The following is an 18,905-nucleotide window of genomic DNA, read 5'->3' as shown; positions in this document are numbered from 1 at the left end:
CCGAGCTTAGTCCAGCGTGAACGGGTCGTACTTGATCCGGTCGAGCGGCGTTCCGGCGACCAGCATGCGGGAGACCGTCGACCTGATCATGGCGGGGCTGCCGCAGACCAGGACGTCGCGTTCTTCCCACGCGCCGTAGCGGGTGACCACGTCGGCGAGGCTGCCCTGCTCGACACCCCGGACACCGGGGTCGGACTCCAGCACCGGCACCACCGTGAGCCACGGGTTCGTGGTCGCGATGCGCTGCAGGTTGTCCAGGTCGTAGAGGTCCTCGCGGGTGCGGCCGCCGTAGAACAGGTGCACGCGCGGGTTCTCGCCGTACTGCGCCATCTCGTCGATGATCGCGTGCATCGGCGCGACACCCGTGCCACCGGCCACCATCAGGATGTCGGTCCCGGCCGTGCGGTCGACCGAGAGACGTCCCATGGGCGGTCCGATGCGCCACGTGTCACCGGCCTGCGTGTGGCCGACCACCGAGCGGGACACCCAGCCGCCGTCCACGGACCGGATGTGGAACTCGATGACGCCGTCCTCGCGCGGTGCGTTCGCCGGCGAGTAGTACCGCCACAGGCGCTTGCGCTGCGGCGTCTCCACGCTGACGTACTGACCGGCCTTGTAGCTGACGGGGTGGTCCGGCTGCAGGCGCACGACGGCGAGGTCCCACGAGACGCGCTGGTGCTCCAGCACCGTCGCGTGCCAGTAGGCGGGCCCGTTGTCGGCGTCGGCCGCCTCCTGCATCGCCCTGGCCATGAGGGTGTAGGCCTCGGCCCACGCCATCTCGACCTTGGGCGTCCAGGCGGCGCCGGAGAACTTCTTCACCGCGGACAGCAGTGCCGTCCCGACCGCCTCGTAGTGGACGTTGATGACACCGAACTTGCGGTGGTCACGACCCAGCTGACGCAGGAACGGGATGAGGTCGTCCGGGCGGTCGACCATCTGCACCACGTGCACGAGGGCGCGCAGCAGGCGGCTGCGTTGCACCTCCATGTTGGCGGGGAACATCTCGCGTGTGGCGGGCGAGAGCGAGAAGAGCATTCCGTAGAAGAACTTCGCCACTTCTTCGGAGTGCGGCTCCACCACCGCGAAGCTCTCCCGGATCATGCGCACCATCGCGGTGACGCCGGGCGGGGGCTCTCGGTGTGGCGGGGTTGGGATGGGGCTCAGCACAGCGTTCGCAGTCATGGTCCGCGCGCAGTCTCCACGTTCTCATTAGGGCGTTTCCGGTGCGCCGGCAAGGCGCGGTAGTCCTCGTCAAGCATCCGTCCCCCGACAGGGTGGACAGTAACCCCTGTTCGAGCTGTTTGACTCCTTGATGCCACCTTCGAGCGAAGCATGGTCACTCTAGGTGAGTAGTTGTTACCGCAACAGTGTGAATGTGAGGGTCCGTCTGTACCGGGTTGCGTGCTTGCGTGCTTGGGTGGGCCGCGTGTCCCTGCCTGAGTTGACTGAAACCCCCTCACCCGACCGTGTCGAACTCCCTGGCTCACGAGGTGAGCACTTCCTCCAATGTGCCCTGGAGACGTCCGATCGCGCTACACGCTTCTACTCGGACCAGGTTCTCGACCACCTCAACCCGGTCATGATCGGGTTCGTCGCCCGGATGGAGATGGCGTTCATCTCGACCGCGGACGCCGACGGGGAGTGCGACTCCTCGCTGCGTGCGGGGCCTGCCGGGTTCCTGCGGGTGGTCGACTCGCAGACCCTCGTCTACCCCGAGTACCGGGGGAACGGGGTGATGGCGTCCCTCGGGAACATCATGGAGAACCCGCACGTCGGGATGCTGATGGTGGACTTCACCGAGGACCTGATCGGGCTGCACGTGAACGGTCGTGCGCGGATCGCTCCTCTTGAGGAGTTCGCTGAGTTTGTTGAAGGGGAGGCTGAGGGGGCCGGGGGGAAGAAGGTTGAGCGGTGGGTGGTGGTGTCTGTTCAGGAGGCCTACATCCACTGTCGCAAGCACATCCCTCGGATGATCCCCGTGGATCGGATCCGGGACTGGGGGACGGATGACGTCAAGCGGAAGGGTGGGGACTTCTTCGAGGTGAAGGCCGGGAAGAAGGCTTCTGTGGAGGGGTGACTCCTGGGGCTCCGCCCCCAGACCCCGCCGATCCGATCACAAGCCGGGGCCGGCGTGCCGCCGCGCATCCACTGCCGCCCCGGCGCCCTCGGCGCTCCGCTTCCGCTGCCTTTGTGGCCTCCACACTGTGCCCCTGCGTCCACCCGCGGCTTCGCCCTGCCGCACCCGCAGTTCTGCCCCAACTCCCGCCTCCCTTCCGGCCTGCCTCCAGCGCCCTACCCGACCCTGGGGTGTGACCCATCAGCCACCGATTTAGTTGGCGAAGCTAACTATCTCCAGATATAGTTGTATGACATCAACTAATTACTGGAGGTGTGCCGGTTTGAGTCGGCCCTCGTCGCATCGGGAGATCCTCGAAGCGCTGTCCGGAATTTGGGTGGCGCTGCTGGTCGCCATTCTCAGCTCCACCATCGTCTCGAACGCTCTCCCGACGATCCTGGCCGAGCTCAAGGGCACGCAGACCCAGTACACGTGGGTCATCACGTCGATGTTGCTCGCGTCCACGGCCAGCACGCCGTTGTGGGGCAAGCTCGCTGACCTCTTCGACAAGAAGCGGTTGTTGCAGACGGCGATCGTGTTGTTCGTCGTCGGCTCCGTGCTGGCCGGGTTCAGTCAGAACATGGAGCAGCTCATCGGGTTCCGCGTTCTGCAGGGGCTCGGGATGGGTGGTGTGCAGGCGCTGGGGCAGGTCGTGGTCGGCGCGCTGCTCAGCCCCCGTGAGCGCGGCAAGTACAGCGGGTACACCGGCATGGTGATCTCCGCCGGGACGGTCGGCGGGCCGTTGGTCGGCGGGTTCCTCGTCGACTGGCCAGGGTGGCGGTGGTGCTTCTTCGTCTGCGTGCCGTTGGCGCTGGTGGCGCTGGCCGTGTTGCACAAGACGCTGCACCTGCCGGTCAAGAAGCAGCACGTGAAGATCGACTACCTCGGTGCCACGCTGATCACCGGTGGTGTGAGCCTGGTGCTGATGTGGGTGTCGTTCGCCGGCAAGGACTTCGCGTGGCTCAGCACGGAGAGCGCGCTGTTCGTCGGTGGGGCGCTGGTGGCGCTGGTGGGGGCCTACTTCGTGGAGCGGCGGGCGTCTGCTCCGGTCATCCCGCTGCACCTGTTCAAGAACCGCACCGTGGTGCTGGCGATGCTCGGTGGTGTGGCTGTCGGTACCGCGATGTTCGGGGCCTCGGTGTTCATGGGGCAGTACTTCCAGATCGCTCGCGGCTTCTCGCCCACCAAGGCCGGGCTGCTGACCGTGCCGCTGGTTCTGGGGCTGAGCATCTCGTCGACGGTGAGCGGGCGGCTGATCGCCAAGAGCGGGCGGTGGAAGAGCTACCTCGTGTGGGGTGCGTTCTCGCTGGTCGTCGGGCTGGCGCTGCTCGGGACGATCGACCACGACACCAACCTCGTGCTGATGGGCGGCTACCTCGCGCTGGTCGGTGTCGGGGTGGGGCTGACCATGCAGAACCTGGTGCTGGCCGTGCAGAACGGCGTCGGGATGGCCGATCTCGGGGCGGCCAGCTCCACGGCCACGTTCTTGCGGTCGCTCGGTGGGACGGCCGGCGTCTCGGTGCTCGGGGCCGTCCTCGCGGCGCAGGTCAGCACGAAGACGCTCGACCCCGCCTCGCTCTCCCCTGCGGTGCGGGCCTCCTACGGTGACGCGATGGGCGAGCTGTTCCTCATCGCCGCCGGGCTCGCCGTGTTCACCGTGATCGCGGTGCTGCTGATCAAGGAACAGCCGCTGCGGGACTCGGTGGACGACGACGAGGTTGTCACCCCATTGGGTTCTGGTGCACAGACGGTCGCGACTGAGCTTGACTCGCCTGTGGATACTGACCAGCGGATTGTGGACAACTCCACGCCTGCTGTGGACAAGCTGTTGGTGCTTTCGAGTGACGCTGGTCAGGACGTCGCGGCACGTTCGGCTGCGCTGCGTTCCACGCAGAACTCGTTGCCCTCCGGGTCGCGCAGGGTGACCCAGCCGGTGCCGTCCGGCCTGCGCTGATCGTCGAAGATCGTCGCGCCGATGCCCACCAGGCGCTCCACCTCCTCGTCGCGGGTGGCGTCGGTGGGTTGCAGGTCGAGGTGCAGGCGGTTCTTGAGGTCCTTGCCCTCGGGCACGTTGATGAACAGGTAGCGGATGCCGTTCGGCATCTCGATCAGGGACTCCGGGTCGCCGGGGTTGTCGTCGGGGTGCAACGGCAGGCCCAGGACCTTGCTCCACCACGAGGCGATCTCGTACGAGTCGCGCGTGTCGATCGTGATGCTGTGGATGATGGACGTCATGAGCCGATCTTCGCCTAGTCCGGCGTGTGATCTGAGCCGTTTTCAAGGTTGAGCGGAACACGCTCAACTTTTCTGACGTTGTGCGGGATGATGGTCCATGCTTGAGGCTGACCACGAGGTGGAGGAATGGACGCTTTCAACCCGACGACCAAGACGCAGCAGGCCGTGTCCGCGGCGGTGCAGGCCGCCACGCTGAACGGGAACCCCGACGTGGGTTCCGTGCACCTGCTCAGCGCACTGCTGGCGCAGACGGACGGGTTGACCGCGCCGTTGCTCGAAGCCGTGGGCGCGGACGCGGCGCAGGTGCGCAAGGAACTGGAGCAGCTCTCGCGCTCGTTGCCGAGCGCCTCCGGTTCGACCGTGTCCGCCCCGCAGCTGTCGCGCGACGCCGTGCGGGTGATCGGCAAGGCGCAGGAGCTCGCGACCGAGATGGGCGACGAGTACGTGTCGACCGAGCACCTGCTGGTGGGGCTCGCGCAGCACGGTGGCCAGGTGGCCGACCTGCTGCGGCGCCACGGTGCCACGCCCGACGCGCTGACCGAGGCCTTCGCGAAGGTGCGCGGGTCGGCGCGGGTGACGTCGGCAGATCCCGAGGGCACCTACAAGGCGCTGGAGAAGTACGGCGTCGACCTGACCGAACGTGCGCGCAAGGGCGAGCTCGACCCCGTCATCGGCCGTGACGCCGAGATCCGCCGGGTCGTACAGGTCCTGTCGCGGCGCACCAAGAACAACCCCGTGCTGATCGGCGAGCCCGGTGTCGGCAAGACGGCCATCGTCGAGGGCCTGGCGCAGCGCGTCGTGGCCGGTGACGTGCCGGAGTCGTTGCGCGGCAAGAAGGTCGTGTCCCTCGACCTCGGCTCGATGGTCGCGGGCGCCAAGTACCGCGGTGAGTTCGAGGAGCGGCTCAAGGCCGTGCTGAAGGAGATCACCGACTCGGCCGGGCAGGTCATCACGTTCATCGACGAGCTGCACACGATCGTCGGTGCGGGCGCGACCGGTGAGTCGGCGATGGACGCCGGCAACATGATCAAGCCGATGCTCGCCCGCGGTGAGCTGCGCATGGTCGGTGCCACGACCCTGGACGAGTACCGCGAGCACATCGAGAAGGACGCCGCACTGGAACGCCGCTTCCAGCAGGTGCTGGTCGGCGAGCCGTCGGTGGAGGACACGGTCGGCATCCTGCGCGGGCTCAAGGAGCGCTACGAGGTGCACCACGGCGTGCGCATCACGGACGCCGCTCTTGTCGCCGCCTCAACGCTTTCCGACCGCTACATCACCGCGCGCTTCCTGCCGGACAAGGCGATCGACCTCGTCGACGAGGCCGCGTCCCGGCTGCGCATGGAGATCGACTCCCGGCCCGTCGAGATCGACACCGTCGAACGGGCGGTGCGGCGCCTGGAGATCGAGGAGATGGCGCTCGCCAAGGAGTCGGACGCGGCGTCGGTCGAACGGCTGCACGCCTTGCGCGCCGAGCTCGCGGAGAAGCGCGAGGAACTCTCCGCGCTGACGGCCCGCTGGCAGAACGAGAAGGGCTCCATCGACCGCGTGCGCGGCCTGAAGGAGCAGCTGGAGTCGTTGCGCGGCGAGTCGGAACGAGCCGAGCGCGACGGCGACCTCGGTCGTGCCGCCGAACTGCGCTACGGCCGGATTCCCGAGCTGGAGAAGGAACTCGCGGTCGCCGCGGAGTCCACACAGGACGCCGCGATGCTCAAGGAGGAGGTCGGCCCGGACGACGTCGCGGACGTGGTGTCGGCGTGGACCGGCATTCCCGCCGGGCGTCTGCTGGAAGGCGAGACCGCCAAGCTGCTGCGCATGGAGGACGAGCTCAGCCGCCGTGTCGTCGGCCAGGCCGAGGCCGTGCGCGTCGTGTCGGACGCGGTGCGCAGGACGCGCGCCGGAGTCGCCGACCCTGACCGCCCGACGGGTTCGTTCCTGTTCCTCGGCCCCACCGGCGTCGGCAAGACGGAGCTCGCGAAGGCGCTGGCGTCGTTCCTGTTCGACGACGAGCGGGCGATGATCCGCATCGACATGAGCGAGTACTCCGAGAAGCACTCGGTGGCCCGCCTGGTCGGAGCGCCTCCCGGCTACGTCGGCTACGACCAGGGCGGCCAGCTCACCGAGTCGGTCCGCCGCCGCCCGTACTCGGTCGTGCTGCTGGACGAGGTCGAGAAGGCGCACCCGGACGTGTTCGACGTGCTGCTGCAGGTGCTCGACGACGGCCGCCTCACGGACGGCCAGGGCCGCACGGTCGACTTCCGCAACACGATCCTGGTGCTCACGTCGAACCTGGGTTCGCAGAACATCGTGAACCCGACGCTCACCGACCTGGAGCGTCGCGACGCGGTGCTGGCAGTGGTGCAACGGCACTTCAAGCCGGAGTTCCTGAACCGGCTGGACGACGTCGTGGTGTTCCACGCGCTCGCCACCGAGGAGCTGACGTCCATCGTGGACATCCAGATCACCCGGCTGGCGGACCGCCTGGCGGCCCGTCGCCTGACGCTGGACGTCACGGCCTCGGCCCGCGATTGGTTGGCGCTCAACGGCTTCGACCCGATCTACGGTGCGCGGCCGTTGCGACGGCTGGTGCAGTCGGCGATCGGTGACCAGCTGGCGAAGGAGCTGCTGGCCGGCGAGGTGCGGGACGGCGACACGGTGCGGGTCGACGTGCTGGACGACAACAGCGGGCTGATCGTGGGCCGCACGGCATGACATGAGTGAGGGGGATCCGCGTGGATCCCCCTCACCTGTCAGCGGCTCTCGACCTTCAGGTCACCCGCCATCACCGCGCGGATGTGGTCCCCGGAGAGCATGTCGTGCGGGTACCCGAGTTCGATCGCGCTCGCCGCATCCAGCCGCGCCAGCTGCTCGTCGGTCAGCGAGACTTCCAACGCTTCCAGGTTCCCCAGCAGCTGCTCGGGCGTGCGGGCACCGACCACCGGTGCCGTCACGCCCGGCCGTCGCAGGTTCCACGCCAGCGCGACCTGGGCGGGCGTGCGTTCCACCTCGGCAGCGACCTCCCGCACGGCGTCGGCGATGGCCAGCGTGCGGTCGGTGACCATGCCCAGGTTCGCGTTGAAGCTCCTGCGGGTGCTGCCGTCCTCCGCGGCGGGCTCGGAGTACTTGCCGGACAACACCCCGCCGCCCAACGGCGAGAACGGCGACACGCCGAGTCCCAGCGCCCGCGCCATCGGGATCAGGTCCCGCTCGGCGCCGCGGTTGATGAGGCTGTACTCCACCTGCAGCGCCACCAGCGGTGACCAGCCGCGCAGGTCCGCGACCGCCTGCATGCGGGAGACCTCCCAGGCAGGCGTGTTCGACATGCCGACGTACAGGACCTTGCCCTGCCGCACGAGATCGTCGAGGCCGCGCAGCACCTCGTCGTACGGCGTCGACACGTCCCAGACGTGCACGTACAGCAGGTCCAGGTGGTCGGTGCCCAGGCGGCGCAGGCTGGTCTCCACGGACGCGAACAGGTTCTTGCGGTGCGAACCGCCGGAGTTCGGGTCGCCGGGCGTGCGCAGGGTCGAGTACTTCGACGCCAGCACGAGGCCCGAGCGCCGGCCCTGGACCAGCTCGCCCAGCAGCTCCTCCGAGCCGCCGTACGAGGCCGCGGTGTCGATGAAGTTGCCGCCGCGCTCCACGTAGATCTCGAACAACTTGCGCGCGTCGTCCGCGTCGGAGCCCCAACCCCACTCGTTGCCGAAGGTCGCGGTGCCGAGGGCCAGCGGTGAGACCCGCAGCCCGGAGCGGCCGAGCAGCCGGTAGGTGTCCAGCATGGTGTTCGTCCCTTCGCCAGTGGTGTGCCACCAGCCTGCGATCGCCGGACGACGCGGATAAGGGAAGGAACTTCCTGGGAACACGGGTCCTACCCAGGCGGTTGGAATGGTCATGGTCACCGACGTGACGCAAGAGCTGGCCACGTTCCTGAGGAGCAGGCGGGAGCAGCTGGATCCCGTCCAGCTGGGCCTGCCCCTGCGCAGGCAGCGGCGGACTCCCGGGCTGCGCAGGGAAGAGGTCGCCGAACTGGCCGGCGTGAGCGTCGACTACGTCGTGCGGCTGGAGCAGGCGCGCGGGATGCGGCCGTCGGCGGACGTCGTGGAGGCGCTGGCCGGTGCGTTGCGCCTGGACGACGACGAACGCGCCTACTTCTTCGGCCTCGCCCGGCAGCGGCCCCGCGTCGAGGACAAGGCCGCGACGGAGGCGTCGCCGTCGCTGGTCAGGCTGCTCGCCGACCTGTCGCCGCGGCCGGCCATGGTCATGAACCACCGCTTCGACCTCCTCGCGTGGAACGACGAGATGGTCAAGGTGCTCCTCGACTTCGACACGCTGCCGCCGTCACGCCGCAACGCCATCTGGCTCTGCCTGCTGCACCCGGAGATCCGCGAGCTCTACGTCGACCGCGACCGCGTCGTGCGCGAGGGGGTCGCCCACCTGCGCACCGCGTGGGCCGCGCACCCGGACGACCAGGTGCTGGCGGACCTGATCGCCGAATGTGCCACCGGTGACGAGGAATTCGCCAGGCTGTGGTCCACAGGGGACGTGAAGCGCAACGGCCGCGGGGCCAAGGTGATGCGGCATCCGCGGGTCGGCGAGGTCGCCCTGCTGTTCGAGACGCTCACGCCGACCCAGGACCCGGACCAGCTGCTGGTGATCTACCGCGCGGCCGACGACGCGAGCCGTGCGGCGATGGACCTCTTGACCTGAGGAAAGGCACGGCCGGGTCACGACGCGCGGAAGTGATCTTCGTTCCACGCCTCCGACCCACTAGGCTCTTGCTGTGGGCATACCGGCGTGGGTCTGGTTCACCGTCGCCGCGGTGGCGGGCGTGGCGGGGTTCGCCCTGCTCGCGACCGACCGGGCGCAACGAACCGCGCGTAATCGTGAACGGCGCCGTTGGGCTGCCCTGCGAGGCTGGCAGTTCGAGGAGACAGACCACGTGCTGCCGACCCGGTGGGAAGCCGGGGCCATCGCGTACTACGGCACGGGGCTCGCCCGTGACGTCGTCGCGGGCTCCACCTTCACCGCGGACGGCCGCAGGCAGGTCTACGTCCTCGACCACGAGACCGGCGGCAAGGTCAACTCCGTGCTGGTCGGCGTGCGCTGCCGCCGGGCGTTGTCGGTGGTGATCGAGCTGTGGCTGTCGACGGTGCCGTTCCAGCGCGACAACGACAAGATGCCGATGCCCGACCTGCTCGGACCGGTGGGGTCGCGCTACGCGTTCGTCACGGACGTGCCGGCCGCCCGCAAGGTCATCACGCCCGACCTGATCGACGCCGCCGAGGAGATCGGTGGCGACGTCACGGTCGTCTGGATGGAGAACGACTGGGTGCTGGCCGCCGCGCCGCCCAACTCGTCGCCCGCGCGCCTGGAACGGCTGCTGCGCGACGTCGGTGAGCTCGCGGACGTCATCGACCCGTTCGACCCGGATCCCTCCGAACGCGAGGAGGAGCCGGTGGCCGAGGAAGACGAGGGCGGCGAGGTCTACCGCCCGTCCTTCGGCCGCAAGCAGCCCTAACAGCCGCAGTCGCTTTCCGGTTACCGTGCGGTATGCCAACCGCACTGGTGACCGGATCGACCGTCGGGATCGGGGCCGCCTTCGCCCGCAGGCTCGCGGCGGAGGGGTACGACCTCGTGCTCGTCGCGCGCAACGCGTCCGCGCTTGAGGAGCTCGCGAAGAAGCTGCACGACCGCCACGGCGTGAACGTGGACGTCCTGCCTGCCGACCTCAGCGTCCACGGCGAACGCCTCAAGGTCGAGGAACGGCTCGCAGGGCAGGCCGTCGACCTGCTGGTCAACAACGCGGGCTTCGCGAACACCGGTGAGTTCTTCGCCGCCGACGTCGAGAAGCTCCAGGCCCAGCTCGATGTCAACGTCGCCACGGTGCTGCGCCTCACCAGGGCCGCGATCCCCGCGATGATCGCCCGCGGCAAGGGCGACGTGATCAACGTGTCGAGCGTCGCGAGCTTCCTGCCCGGTCGTGGCACCAGCTACAGCGCCGACAAGGCGTGGGTGACGACGTTCTCCGAGGGCATGTCCCTCGCGACGGAGGGCACCGGCGTGCGGATCATGGCGCTGGCCCCCGGTTTCGTGCGCACCGAGTTCCACAAGCGCGCGCAGATCGACATGTCCTCGACGCCGAACTGGCTCTACGTCGACGCCGACCGGCTGGTCCACGACGGCCTGCGCGACCTGCGCCGCGGCAAGCCGCTGTCGATCCCCGGTGCGCAGTACAAGGCGATCGTGACGATCGCGGGACTGCTGCCGCGGTCGTTCGTGCGCCGGCTCGCGTCGCGGTTCGCGGGTGGCCGTGGGCGCACCTGAGCGGGGTGTGCGAGGCTAGCGACCCGTGCGAACTGAAGTGGTCTTGGACGCGAACGCTAAGTCGGAACTCGCTCGTCTGGTGAGCGAATTGGCCGTGGTGCACGGCAAGGTGACCCTGTCGAGCGGCAAGGAAGCCGACTACTACGTCGACCTGCGGCGGGCGACGCTGCACCACGCGGCGGCCCCCCTGATCGGCAAGCTGCTGCGGCAGCTCACGTCGGACTGGGACTTCGTCGCGGTCGGCGGTTTGACGCTCGGCGCGGACCCCGTGGCCTACGCGATGATGCACTCCGCCTCAGCCGACGGTGACGTGCTCGACGCGTTCGTCGTGCGCAAGGCGAACAAGGCCCACGGCATGCAGCGGCAGATCGAGGGCATCGACGTGCGCGGTCAGCGCGTGCTCGCGGTCGAGGACACCTCCACCACGGGCGGTTCGGTGCTCACGGCCGTCACGGCGCTGCGCGAGCACGGGGCCGACGTGATCGGCGTGGCCACGGTCGTCGACCGCGGCACGGGCGCCAAGGAGGCCATCGAGGCCGAGGGTCTGCAGTACCGCTACCTGCTCGACCTGAACGACCTCGGGCTGGCCTGAGGTTTTATCGAGAGCGCTTCGAGCCACCCCGTCTTAGTCTGGAGGACGGGGTGGTGCGAATGGCCAGATTGCTCGCAGAAGCGGTCATGCTGCTGCACTTCACGGTGCTGGCGTTCCTGCTCGTGGGCGGGTTCCTCGCCTGGCGGTGGCGCTGGGTGATCTACCCGCACCTCGCGTTGGGCGCCTGGGCCGTGCTGAGCATCATCACGCCGACCGTGTGCCCGATCACGGTGTGGGAGAACGACCTCCGCGCCCTGGCCGGGATGCCGGTGCTGGAGACCGGGTTCATCGACCACTACATCGACGGCGTCTGGTACCCGGAGAGCGCGTCGATGCTGGTCCAGCTGGTGCTGGGGACGATCGTGATCGTCTCCTGGATCGGCTTCTATGCTGGTCACCGTGCTGCTCGAAGGCTTTCACGCTGTTAAGCACGCGTTGCGCTTCGGCGCCGACGTGCACCCGTTGATCACCACGGACCTCGCCGCCGCGGTCAGCCTCGCCGAGACGCACGCACCCGACCTGCGCGAACGGTTCGCCGCCGCCACCGAGGTCGACCAGCACCACTTCAAGCTCCGGGTGGGCCGCACGCACCCGACGGGTGTGGCCGGGTTCGCCGAGCAGCCCGGCCTGCCGTTCGACCGCGACGCCCCCGTCGTGCTGCTCGACAACCCCCGAAACCTCGGCAACTTCGGCGCCGCCATCCGGGTGGCCGCCGGCCTGGACGCGGGTGGCGTGATCTCCACCGGCGACGTCGACCCGTGGCACCCCAACGTGCTGCGCGGGTCCGCCGGCCTGCACTTCGCGCTGCCGGTCGCCAGGGTCACGAACCTCGACTTCGCGGGTGAGCTCATCGCGTTCGACGCGGACGGTGACCTGCTGAAGGGCCCGATCCCCGACGACGCCGTGCTGGCGTTCGGCTCGGAACGCCACGGCATCTCCGACGAGGTGCGCGCGAAGGCCTCCAGGATCGTCCGGCTGCCCATGCGGGAGAAGGTCAGCAGTTACAACCTGACAACTTCTGTGGCCATGGGCCTGTACCACTGGGCGATTCACCGAGCTTCTTGACCGGTCAAGCACGCACCATGATCTGGTGGCGATCGCGAAACTGCTGGCTGCGCGCGCAGGCGTCGCGGAGCGCGCGGTGTACTCCAGGCACCTGCGGCGGGTCTGGGGCGTGCCGGGCACGCTGCTCGGGGCGCGGGCGTGGCCCCCGCTCTTCCGGGACAAGATCCACACCAGCTTCAACTACTGGTGGCAGGCGCACCTGCTGGACTGCCTGATCGACGGTTACCTGCGCTCGCCGAACGAGCTGCGCAAGGCCGCGGTCGTCAAGGTCGTGCGCGGCATCCGGGTCCGCAACGTCCTGGGCTGGACCAACGACTTCTACGACGACGTCGCCTGGCTCGGTCTTGCCCTGCAACGCGCGCAGAACGACGTCGGCGTCGCGAAGCCCAAGGCGCTGAACGCGATCGCCGAACGGCTGCGCGACGGCTGGACCGACCACGCCGGCGGCGGCATCTGGTGGAAGCGCGACGACGACTTCAAGAACGTCCCTGCGAACGGTCCGGCCGCGATCTTCCTGGCCCGCCAGAACGAACGCACCGACCTCGCTCGTGCGCGGTCCGTTGTGGACTGGGTCGAGGAGAACCTCATCGACCCGGGCAACGGCCTCGCGTGGGACGGCCTGCACGTCCACCCCAACGGCGAGATCCGCGAGTACGAGCAGAACATCTACACGTACTGCCAAGGGGTTCTCATCGGCGCGTGCGTCGAACTGGCCAAGCACGGCCAGCAGGACAAGTGGCTCGACAAGGCCGCCCGCACGATCACGGCGGTGCACGACGACCTCGCCACCAACGGCGTGATCAAGGGCCAGGGCGGTGGCGACGGAGGCCTGTTCGCGGGCATCCTGACCCGCTACCTCGCCCAGGCCGCGTTGACGATCCCCGACCTCGACCCCTCCAGGGCCGTGACGGCGGATCTGGCCAGGGAGCTCGTGGTGCAGTCGGCCGAGGCGGCGTGGACGAACCGCGTGATGGCCGTCAGCGGCCCGCTGTTCGGTCCGGAGTGGACCGTTCCGGCCGACGAGGGCGAGGGCCGCGACCTGTCCGTCCAGCTCGGTGGCTGGATGTGCCTGGAGGCGGCCGCCCTGCTCGAACGGCACGGCCTCGACGTCGCTACTGCCTGAGCCAGCCCAGCAGCGTCTTCGCGTCCTCGCGGAACTGCTCCGGCGAGTCGTCGAGCACGAACTCCAGCAGCACGTTGCGGTCGATGCCGTCGCGCCCCAGCTCCGTCAGCACCGGCTTCCACAGGTCGCGGCGTGCGGCGAGAGGGAAGCGCTCCTTGAAGCCGCCGGGACCCCACGAGAAGACGTGGGCCGTCACCGGTTCCACCGTGCGCACCTCGTGCACGGCGGAGAACACGTCCTGACCGCCGACGGGCTGCCAGTACGACACCACGCCCTCGACCTCGTCCAGCAGCTGGACCGTCGAGTCGAGCGTGTCCGTCAGCGTGTTCGGGTGGTACTCCAGGGCGATCTTCGTGCCCATCGCCTCGGCGTGTTCGACGGCGTGTCGCAACGCCTCGACGACCGGCGCGCGGTCGGGGCACTCCTCCGACCCGGTCCTGCCCGCCCAGACGCGCACGTACGGCGCGTCCAGCTCGGCCGCGGTCTCCAGGATCGGCGCCAGGTCCGCCCGGTCGGACACGCCCGCGCGGTAGTACGACCCGTACGCGGCCACCTTCAGGCCGGTGTCCAGCGCCTTGCGCGCCGCCGCGAAGTCGCCGGGCGGCACGTGCACGTCACCGCCCCACTCGACGGCCTGCAGCCCGCACTCCGTCGCGAGCGCACCGATCTCGGAGATCGTGAGCTGCCGGAACGTCACCGAGACGAGCCCAGGGATCAGCATCCGCAGGACTGCCTGTGCATGAGGGAGGGCGAGAGCCGGATGGTCTCCGGTGGCCTGTCCGGGTCGGCGATGCGGGAGAGCAGCAGTTTCACCGCGGTCCGCCCGATCTCCTCCACCGGCTGCGCCAGGGTGGTGAGCGGCGGCTCGATCAACGTGGCCCACTCGACCTCGTCGTAGGAGACGACCGCGAGGTCGGTGCCGAGCTTCAGGCCGCGGGCGCGCAGTTCGTGCAGCATGCCGACGGTGACGAGGTGGTCCGCGGCGACGACGGCGGTGGCCGGGTCCTCCTGGTCGAGCAGCGGCGCGAGCCAGCCGCTCTGCGAGACCAGCGCCTCGTCCCACTTCAGGCCCGCACGGCCGAGGCCGAGGCGGTAGCCCAGGATGCGTTCCTCGGTCGTCGCCACGCCCACCTTGCCGCAGACGATGCCGATCCGCCGGTGGCCCAGTTCCGCGAGGTGCTTGACCAGCCCGGACGTGGCCTGCACGTTCTCCGGTCCGACCTGGTCGATGTCCTTGGCGACGGTCAGCCGGTCGACCAGCACGGTCGGGATGTTGAGTCTCTTGAGCTCGGGCAGCACCAGGCTCCCGCCGCCGGCCGACGGTGTGAGCAGCAGCCCGTCGACTCTTCGCGACCGCAGCATTCTGACGGCGGCCTGCTCGGACTCGGGGGTGTCCCTCGTGTCGATCAGCACGAGCGAGTAGCCGCTTCGGGTCGCTTCGGACTCGATGGCGGCGATCAGCTCGGCGAAATACGGGTGCGAGACCAGTGACACGGCCAGGCCCAGCGACTTCGTGCCGCCCATGACCAGCGAACGCGCGATGGCGTCCCCCGTGTACCCGGTCTCGTCGATCGCCTTCTGGACGCGCTCGCGCGTGTCCCCGGCGACCGGCCTCGTCTCGTTGATCACGTGTGACACCGTGGTGATGGAGACCCCCGCGAGAGCCGCGACATCCCGCATGGTGACCATGACCAGGGACCATACCCGTTTGGAGGAAGCCCAGATGGCAGCCGTGCTGTGTGTCGGGCTCACAACTCTCGACGTGACCCAACGGGTGAGCGACTTCCCGGATCCCGGGCAGAAGATCCGTTCGCTCGGCGCGGTGCTGTCGCCAGGTGGCCCCGCCGCCAACGCCGCCCGCGCGGTCGCCGCATTGGGTGGAAACGCCGCGTTGCTCACCGCTCTCGGGACCGACGCGCTGGGTGATTTCGTGCGCACTTCCTTGGAACCGGTCCAAGTCACCGCCGTTCGGGGGACGACGCCCGTGAGCATGGTCGTCGTCAGAGACGCTGATGGGGAGCGCACGGTCGTGTCCCGCAACGCGTCGGTGCCCGTGATCGCGCCCGATTTGACCGAACTGCTGGCTGCCGCGGACGTCGTGCTCTTGGACGGACACCACGAAGGCCTCGCCTTGCCCGTGGCCCAACAGGCGAAAGCTCTGGGATTGCCTGTGGTGCTCGACGCCGGGAGCTGGAAACCTGTGTTCGATCACCTGTTGCCGCTGGTGGACGTGGCCGCCTGCTCAGCCGGGTTCGAGCGGTCCGAGGCCGAGGTGCACTCCTATGGGGTGCCGCTGGTCATTCGCACGCACGGTGCGAAGCCGGTCACCTGGTCGCGGAACGGCTCGTCCGGCGAGTTGCCCGTGCCCGCGGCGGAGGTGGTGGACACGAACGGTGCCGGCGACGTGTGGCACGGCGCGTACGCCTACGCGCTGGCGTCAGGAGCGGATCCGGTGCGATCCATCGGCTTCGCGTCGGAGGTGGCCGCCGTTCGCGTCGGTGCGGTCGGGGACTGGGTTGAGGAGCTGGCGCGGTGGCAGGACAGCAGGTCAGGTTCGACGAGCTGCTAGAACGGGCTCGGGTGCTCACCGATCAGGGTGAGCGCAAGATTCTCGGCATCGGCGGTGCACCCGGTTCGGGCAAGTCGACACTCGCGCGGAGGCTCGTCGAGGCGCTCGACGGTCAGGCAGTGCTGGTCGAGATGGACGGTTTCCACCTCGCGCAGAGCGAGCTCGAACGGCTGCGGCTGGTCGAACGCAAGGGCGCGCCCGACACGTTCGACATCCCCGGCTACGTGGACCTGCTCGGCCGGATCAAGGCGTGCGGGCCGGACATGATCTACGCGCCGCAGTTCCGCCGCGAGATCGAGGAACCGGTCGCGTGCGCCGTGCCGGTGCACCCGGACGTCCCGCTCGTCGTCACCGAGGGCAACTACCTGCTGCTCAACTACGACAAGTGGAAGCGCGTCCGGATCATCCTCGACGAGGCGTGGTTCCTGTTCATCGACGAGGACGTGCGCGTGCAACGCCTGATCGACCGCCATCTGCGGTACGGACGCACGTTGTCGGAGGCCGAGGAACGCGTGCTGCACGGCACCGACCACGTCAACGCGCTGATGGTGAACTCGTCGAAGGGTTCGGCCGACCTGCTGATCACCGAGGTCCTCTAGTGCGGTGGCCACGAACCCTTGCCGGGTTGTGCACGGTCCAGGGCGATGCATCGTGGTGCCTCCCCCACGTCCTCGTACTGGTTGTACGGGGGCGTGGGGGAGGTGCCGCGAGGCGTCCACCTGGGCCGCGCAGAACACGGTGAGGATTGTGGTCACCGCACCAGGCGTGCTGGGCCGTCTGCTCCGGCGGCACCGGATCGCCGCGGGACTCACCCAGGAGGCGCTGGCCGAGAAGGCGGGGCTCAGCGGTCAGGCCGTCGGCGCTTTGGAACGGGGCGACCGCCGGCACCCGCACCGCGAGACCCTGCTCCGGCTCGCCGAGGCGCTCGGGCTGAGCGCGGACGACCGGGCCGAGTTCGCCGCGGCCGCCGCCCGCACGCCCCAGCCCCGCTGCGAGGCGTCCGCACCGGTCCGGCAGTTGCCCGCCGCGCCGGTGCGGTTCTCCGGGCGCGAGGCCGAGGTCGCCGAGCTGACCGGCCTGCTCGAACGGTCGGGCGTGGTGGTCGTGGCGGGCATGCCGGGCGTCGGCAAGACGTCGCTGGTGCTGCACGTCGCCCACCGGCTGGCGGACCGCTTCCCCGACGGCCAGCTCTACCTGGACCTGCGCGGGAGCCTCACGCCGCAGGACGCCCTCGGGCAGTTGTTGCGCGCCCTGGACCGGCCGGACCACGGCGGAACGCTCGACGAGACCGCCGCGCGGCTGCGATCCGCGCTGGCCGGGCGGCGGGTGCTGCTCGTGCTCGACGACGCGGCGTCGGCCGGTCAGGTCCAGCCGCTGCTGCCCGGCACCGTCGGGTGCGCGGCGGTCGTGACCAGTCGCCGGGCCATGGACACCCTGCCGCAGGCCCACCACGTGCGGCTGGACGTGCTGTCCGAACGCGAGGCGCTCGACCTCCTCGCGGCCTACGCGGGACCCGAACGGGCCGCCGACGCCTCGGCCGCCGGGCAGATCGTGGAGCTGTGCGGACGGCTGCCGCTCGCGGTGCACCTCGCCGGAGCCCGGCTCGCGTCCCGGCCCGCCTGGCCGCTCGCCCACCTCGCGCGCCGCCTGGCCGTGCGCAGGCTCGACGAGCTGGACCGCGACGACGCGGGCATCCGGGCGAGCTTCGCCGTGTCCGTCGACCAGCTCGACCCGGACGACCAGACCGCGTTCACGCTGTTCGGCGTCTTCGAGGACGTCTCGCTGCCGGTCGCCGCCCGCCTGCTCGACGTGGACTCCCTCTCCGCGGAACTGGTGCTGGAACGGCTGACCGACCTGCACCTGTTGCAGGCGACGACACCGGGCCGCTACCGGATGCACGACCTCGTCCGGACCTATGCGCGCGAACGGCGTGCGGACCTCGGTGCGCTGGGAAGGGTCGCCGACCTGTTCGTCGCGGTGGCGTGGCGGTCGGTGGCGCTGGCCGTGCCGCACAGCCTGCGCGGCCAATGGGCCGACCCCGCGTGGGCCGCGGGCGCGCCGGACTTCACCACGGCCGCGGCGGCGTTCGCGTGGCTCGACGAGCATCGCCCGCACCTCACCGACCTCTGCCGGACGCCGGGTGTGCCCGCTGAAGCGCTGGTCAGGCTCGCGATCGGGCTGTTCCCGTACTACCTGAGCCGCGACCACCGCGAGGACTGGGCCGAGGTGTGCCGGCTCGCGCTGCCCGCGGCGAGCGACCCGGCGGCACGGGCGATCGTCGAGATGGACCTGGGCGTGGCGTTGCGGGACGCCGGCCACCTGCGCCGCGCCCTGGACGCGTTCCGGGAGCTGGGTGACACCGACGGCGTGGCGGTCTGCCTCACCAACCTCAGCGAGGTCCTGGAGACCGTCGAGATCGGCGAGGAGAGCCTCGCTCTCGCGCGCGAACTGGGGCTGCGGTGCGTCGAGGCCGCGGTCCTGGAACAGCTGGGCAGCGCGTACGGCAAGACGGGCGACCAGGCGCGTGAGCTGCGGTGTTACCACGACAGCCTGCGGCTCAGCTCCCTCGAAGGCGACGACCGCGCGTGCGCAGGCGTGCTGCACCGGATCGGGGCGCTGCACCGGCGCTCTGGCCGGACCGACGACGCCGCGACGGCGCTGGCGCGGAGCCTCGACCTGTTCCGCGAGGGCGGCGACCCGGTGGGCGAGGTGGCGTGCCTGGAGGAGCTGGGGCTCGTGCACCTGCTGCGCCGGGACCGCGCGGCGGCGGCCGAGACGTTGCGGCGCGGACTCCACATCGCCGAACGGCACGGCGACCTCAGGCGGCAGGCGAGTCTGCGGCAACACCTCGCGAAATGTGGAGGTTCTTCGTAGAGGTTGTCGC

The 18,905-nt window shown here is 69.7% G+C and carries 18 protein-coding genes; 13 read left to right on the top strand and 5 right to left on the bottom strand.

Translation table 11 applies throughout. The features are described from left to right. Nucleotides 1–6: 6 nt before the first annotated feature. Nucleotides 7–1,110, bottom strand: a complete 1,104-nt coding sequence (locus ACFWN2_RS28105) for an FAD-binding oxidoreductase (protein ID WP_382432780.1) — start codon at nt 1,108–1,110, stop codon at nt 7–9. A gap of 307 nt (nt 1,111–1,417) precedes the next feature. Here ACFWN2_RS28105 and ACFWN2_RS28100 point away from each other — a divergent pair, with 307 nt between their 5' ends. Then, a complete protein-coding gene (locus ACFWN2_RS28100; RefSeq protein WP_382432337.1) occupies nt 1,418–2,077 on the top strand; it encodes a pyridoxamine 5'-phosphate oxidase family protein in 660 nt (219 codons plus the stop codon). A gap of 322 nt (nt 2,078–2,399) precedes the next feature. Next, nucleotides 2,400–4,070 carry an MDR family MFS transporter gene (locus ACFWN2_RS28095; protein ID WP_382432335.1) on the top strand — a complete coding sequence of 557 codons (1,671 nt, stop codon included), beginning with the start codon at nt 2,400–2,402 and terminating at the stop codon, nt 4,068–4,070. On the opposite strand, the gene ACFWN2_RS28090 is transcribed toward ACFWN2_RS28095, so the two are convergent. Then, the gene (locus ACFWN2_RS28090) at nt 3,968–4,351 is read right to left on the bottom strand and encodes a VOC family protein (RefSeq protein ID WP_382432333.1); all 384 of its coding nucleotides are present in this window, start codon (nt 4,349–4,351) and stop codon (nt 3,968–3,970) included. The two genes, ACFWN2_RS28095 and ACFWN2_RS28090, sit on opposite strands and share 103 nt — an antisense overlap. A gap of 126 nt (nt 4,352–4,477) precedes the next feature. Here ACFWN2_RS28090 and clpB point away from each other — a divergent pair, with 126 nt between their 5' ends. After that, nucleotides 4,478–7,060, top strand: coding sequence for an ATP-dependent chaperone ClpB (gene clpB, locus ACFWN2_RS28085; RefSeq protein ID WP_382432331.1), 2,583 nt, complete (start codon nt 4,478–4,480; stop codon nt 7,058–7,060). Nucleotides 7,061–7,098: 38 nt separating this feature from the next. Here the strand turns inward: clpB and ACFWN2_RS28080 are convergent, their stop codons facing one another. Continuing rightward, entirely contained in the window at nt 7,099–8,127 is a 1,029-nt protein-coding gene (locus tag ACFWN2_RS28080; RefSeq protein WP_382432329.1) for an aldo/keto reductase, read from the bottom strand. Between the two features lie 112 nt (nt 8,128–8,239). Between ACFWN2_RS28080 and ACFWN2_RS28075 the strand changes: the two genes are divergently transcribed. The 7 genes from ACFWN2_RS28075 to ACFWN2_RS28045 all read left to right on the top strand — a co-directional run bounded on the left by ACFWN2_RS28075 (nt 8,240) and on the right by ACFWN2_RS28045 (nt 13,452). Then, entirely contained in the window at nt 8,240–9,055 is an 816-nt protein-coding gene (locus tag ACFWN2_RS28075) for a helix-turn-helix transcriptional regulator (RefSeq protein WP_382432327.1), read from the top strand. 73 nt (nt 9,056–9,128) lie between these two features. Then, entirely contained in the window at nt 9,129–9,866 is a 738-nt protein-coding gene (locus ACFWN2_RS28070) for a hypothetical protein (RefSeq protein WP_191297842.1), read from the top strand. Nucleotides 9,867–9,898: 32 nt separating this feature from the next. Next, nucleotides 9,899–10,672: an SDR family NAD(P)-dependent oxidoreductase gene (locus ACFWN2_RS28065; RefSeq protein ID WP_382432324.1), complete on the top strand. Its 774-nt coding sequence runs from the start codon at nt 9,899–9,901 to the stop codon at nt 10,670–10,672. Between the two features lie 37 nt (nt 10,673–10,709). Further along, nucleotides 10,710–11,264 carry an orotate phosphoribosyltransferase gene (gene pyrE, locus ACFWN2_RS28060; protein WP_330854018.1) on the top strand — a complete coding sequence of 185 codons (555 nt, stop codon included), beginning with the start codon at nt 10,710–10,712 and terminating at the stop codon, nt 11,262–11,264. 59 nt (nt 11,265–11,323) lie between these two features. After that, entirely contained in the window at nt 11,324–11,692 is a 369-nt protein-coding gene (locus tag ACFWN2_RS28055; protein ID WP_382432322.1) for a DUF2784 domain-containing protein, read from the top strand. Continuing rightward, nucleotides 11,652–12,329 carry a TrmH family RNA methyltransferase gene (locus ACFWN2_RS28050; protein ID WP_382432320.1) on the top strand — a complete coding sequence of 226 codons (678 nt, stop codon included), beginning with the start codon at nt 11,652–11,654 and terminating at the stop codon, nt 12,327–12,329. Before ACFWN2_RS28055 ends, ACFWN2_RS28050 begins: the two co-directional genes overlap by 41 nt. A 25-nt stretch (nt 12,330–12,354) precedes the next feature. Beyond that, entirely contained in the window at nt 12,355–13,452 is a 1,098-nt protein-coding gene (locus ACFWN2_RS28045) for a glycoside hydrolase family 76 protein (protein WP_382432318.1), read from the top strand. Here the strand turns inward: ACFWN2_RS28045 and ACFWN2_RS28040 are convergent. Beyond that, the gene (locus tag ACFWN2_RS28040) at nt 13,442–14,173 is read right to left on the bottom strand and encodes a sugar phosphate isomerase/epimerase family protein (protein ID WP_382432316.1); all 732 of its coding nucleotides are present in this window, start codon (nt 14,171–14,173) and stop codon (nt 13,442–13,444) included. The two genes, ACFWN2_RS28045 and ACFWN2_RS28040, sit on opposite strands and share 11 nt — an antisense overlap. Continuing rightward, entirely contained in the window at nt 14,167–15,141 is a 975-nt protein-coding gene (locus ACFWN2_RS28035) for a LacI family DNA-binding transcriptional regulator (protein ID WP_382432314.1), read from the bottom strand. Before ACFWN2_RS28035 ends, ACFWN2_RS28040 begins: the two co-directional genes overlap by 7 nt. Nucleotides 15,142–15,175: 34 nt before the next feature. On the opposite strand from ACFWN2_RS28035, the gene ACFWN2_RS28030 reads away from it, so the two are divergent. The 3 genes from ACFWN2_RS28030 (at nt 15,176) to ACFWN2_RS28020 (ending at nt 18,895) form a co-directional block, all read left to right on the top strand. Then, nucleotides 15,176–16,021, top strand: a complete 846-nt coding sequence (locus ACFWN2_RS28030; RefSeq protein WP_382432312.1) for a PfkB family carbohydrate kinase — start codon at nt 15,176–15,178, stop codon at nt 16,019–16,021. Beyond that, nucleotides 15,985–16,620: a nucleoside/nucleotide kinase family protein gene (locus ACFWN2_RS28025; protein WP_086661337.1), complete on the top strand. Its 636-nt coding sequence runs from the start codon at nt 15,985–15,987 to the stop codon at nt 16,618–16,620. The genes ACFWN2_RS28030 and ACFWN2_RS28025 overlap by 37 nt, the downstream gene beginning before the upstream one ends. A 148-nt stretch (nt 16,621–16,768) precedes the next feature. Further along, entirely contained in the window at nt 16,769–18,895 is a 2,127-nt protein-coding gene (locus ACFWN2_RS28020) for an ATP-binding protein (protein ID WP_382432310.1), read from the top strand. The last annotated feature ends 10 nt before the right edge of the window (nt 18,896–18,905 follow it).

It is taken from the genome of Lentzea sp. NPDC058436 (assembly GCF_042721515.1).
Lineage (GTDB): Bacteria > Actinomycetota > Actinomycetes > Mycobacteriales > Pseudonocardiaceae > Lentzea.
Note: the sequence above shows the minus strand (reverse complement) of the source record. Positions and strands in the feature narration are given on the sequence as shown.

Bases quoted from the DNA above. Each gene is read 5' to 3' on its own strand.
- ACFWN2_RS28030 (WP_382432312.1), top strand. From the start codon at position 15,176: ATGGCAGCCGTGCTGTGTGTCGGGCTCACAACTCTCGACGTGACCCAA.
- ACFWN2_RS28065 (WP_382432324.1), top strand. From the start codon at position 9,899: ATGCCAACCGCACTGGTGACCGGATCGACCGTCGGGATCGGGGCCGCC.
- clpB (WP_382432331.1), top strand. From the start codon at position 4,478: ATGGACGCTTTCAACCCGACGACCAAGACGCAGCAGGCCGTGTCCGCG.
- ACFWN2_RS28055 (WP_382432322.1), top strand. From the start codon at position 11,324: ATGGCCAGATTGCTCGCAGAAGCGGTCATGCTGCTGCACTTCACGGTG.
- ACFWN2_RS28080 (WP_382432329.1), bottom strand. From the start codon at position 8,127: ATGCTGGACACCTACCGGCTGCTCGGCCGCTCCGGGCTGCGGGTCTCA.
- ACFWN2_RS28075 (WP_382432327.1), top strand. From the start codon at position 8,240: ATGGTCACCGACGTGACGCAAGAGCTGGCCACGTTCCTGAGGAGCAGG.
- ACFWN2_RS28090 (WP_382432333.1), bottom strand. From the start codon at position 4,351: ATGACGTCCATCATCCACAGCATCACGATCGACACGCGCGACTCGTAC.
- ACFWN2_RS28105 (WP_382432780.1), bottom strand. From the start codon at position 1,110: ATGGTGCGCATGATCCGGGAGAGCTTCGCGGTGGTGGAGCCGCACTCC.
- ACFWN2_RS28035 (WP_382432314.1), bottom strand. From the start codon at position 15,141: ATGGTCACCATGCGGGATGTCGCGGCTCTCGCGGGGGTCTCCATCACC.
- ACFWN2_RS28050 (WP_382432320.1), top strand. From the start codon at position 11,652: ATGCTGGTCACCGTGCTGCTCGAAGGCTTTCACGCTGTTAAGCACGCG.
- ACFWN2_RS28040 (WP_382432316.1), bottom strand. From the start codon at position 14,173: ATGCTGATCCCTGGGCTCGTCTCGGTGACGTTCCGGCAGCTCACGATC.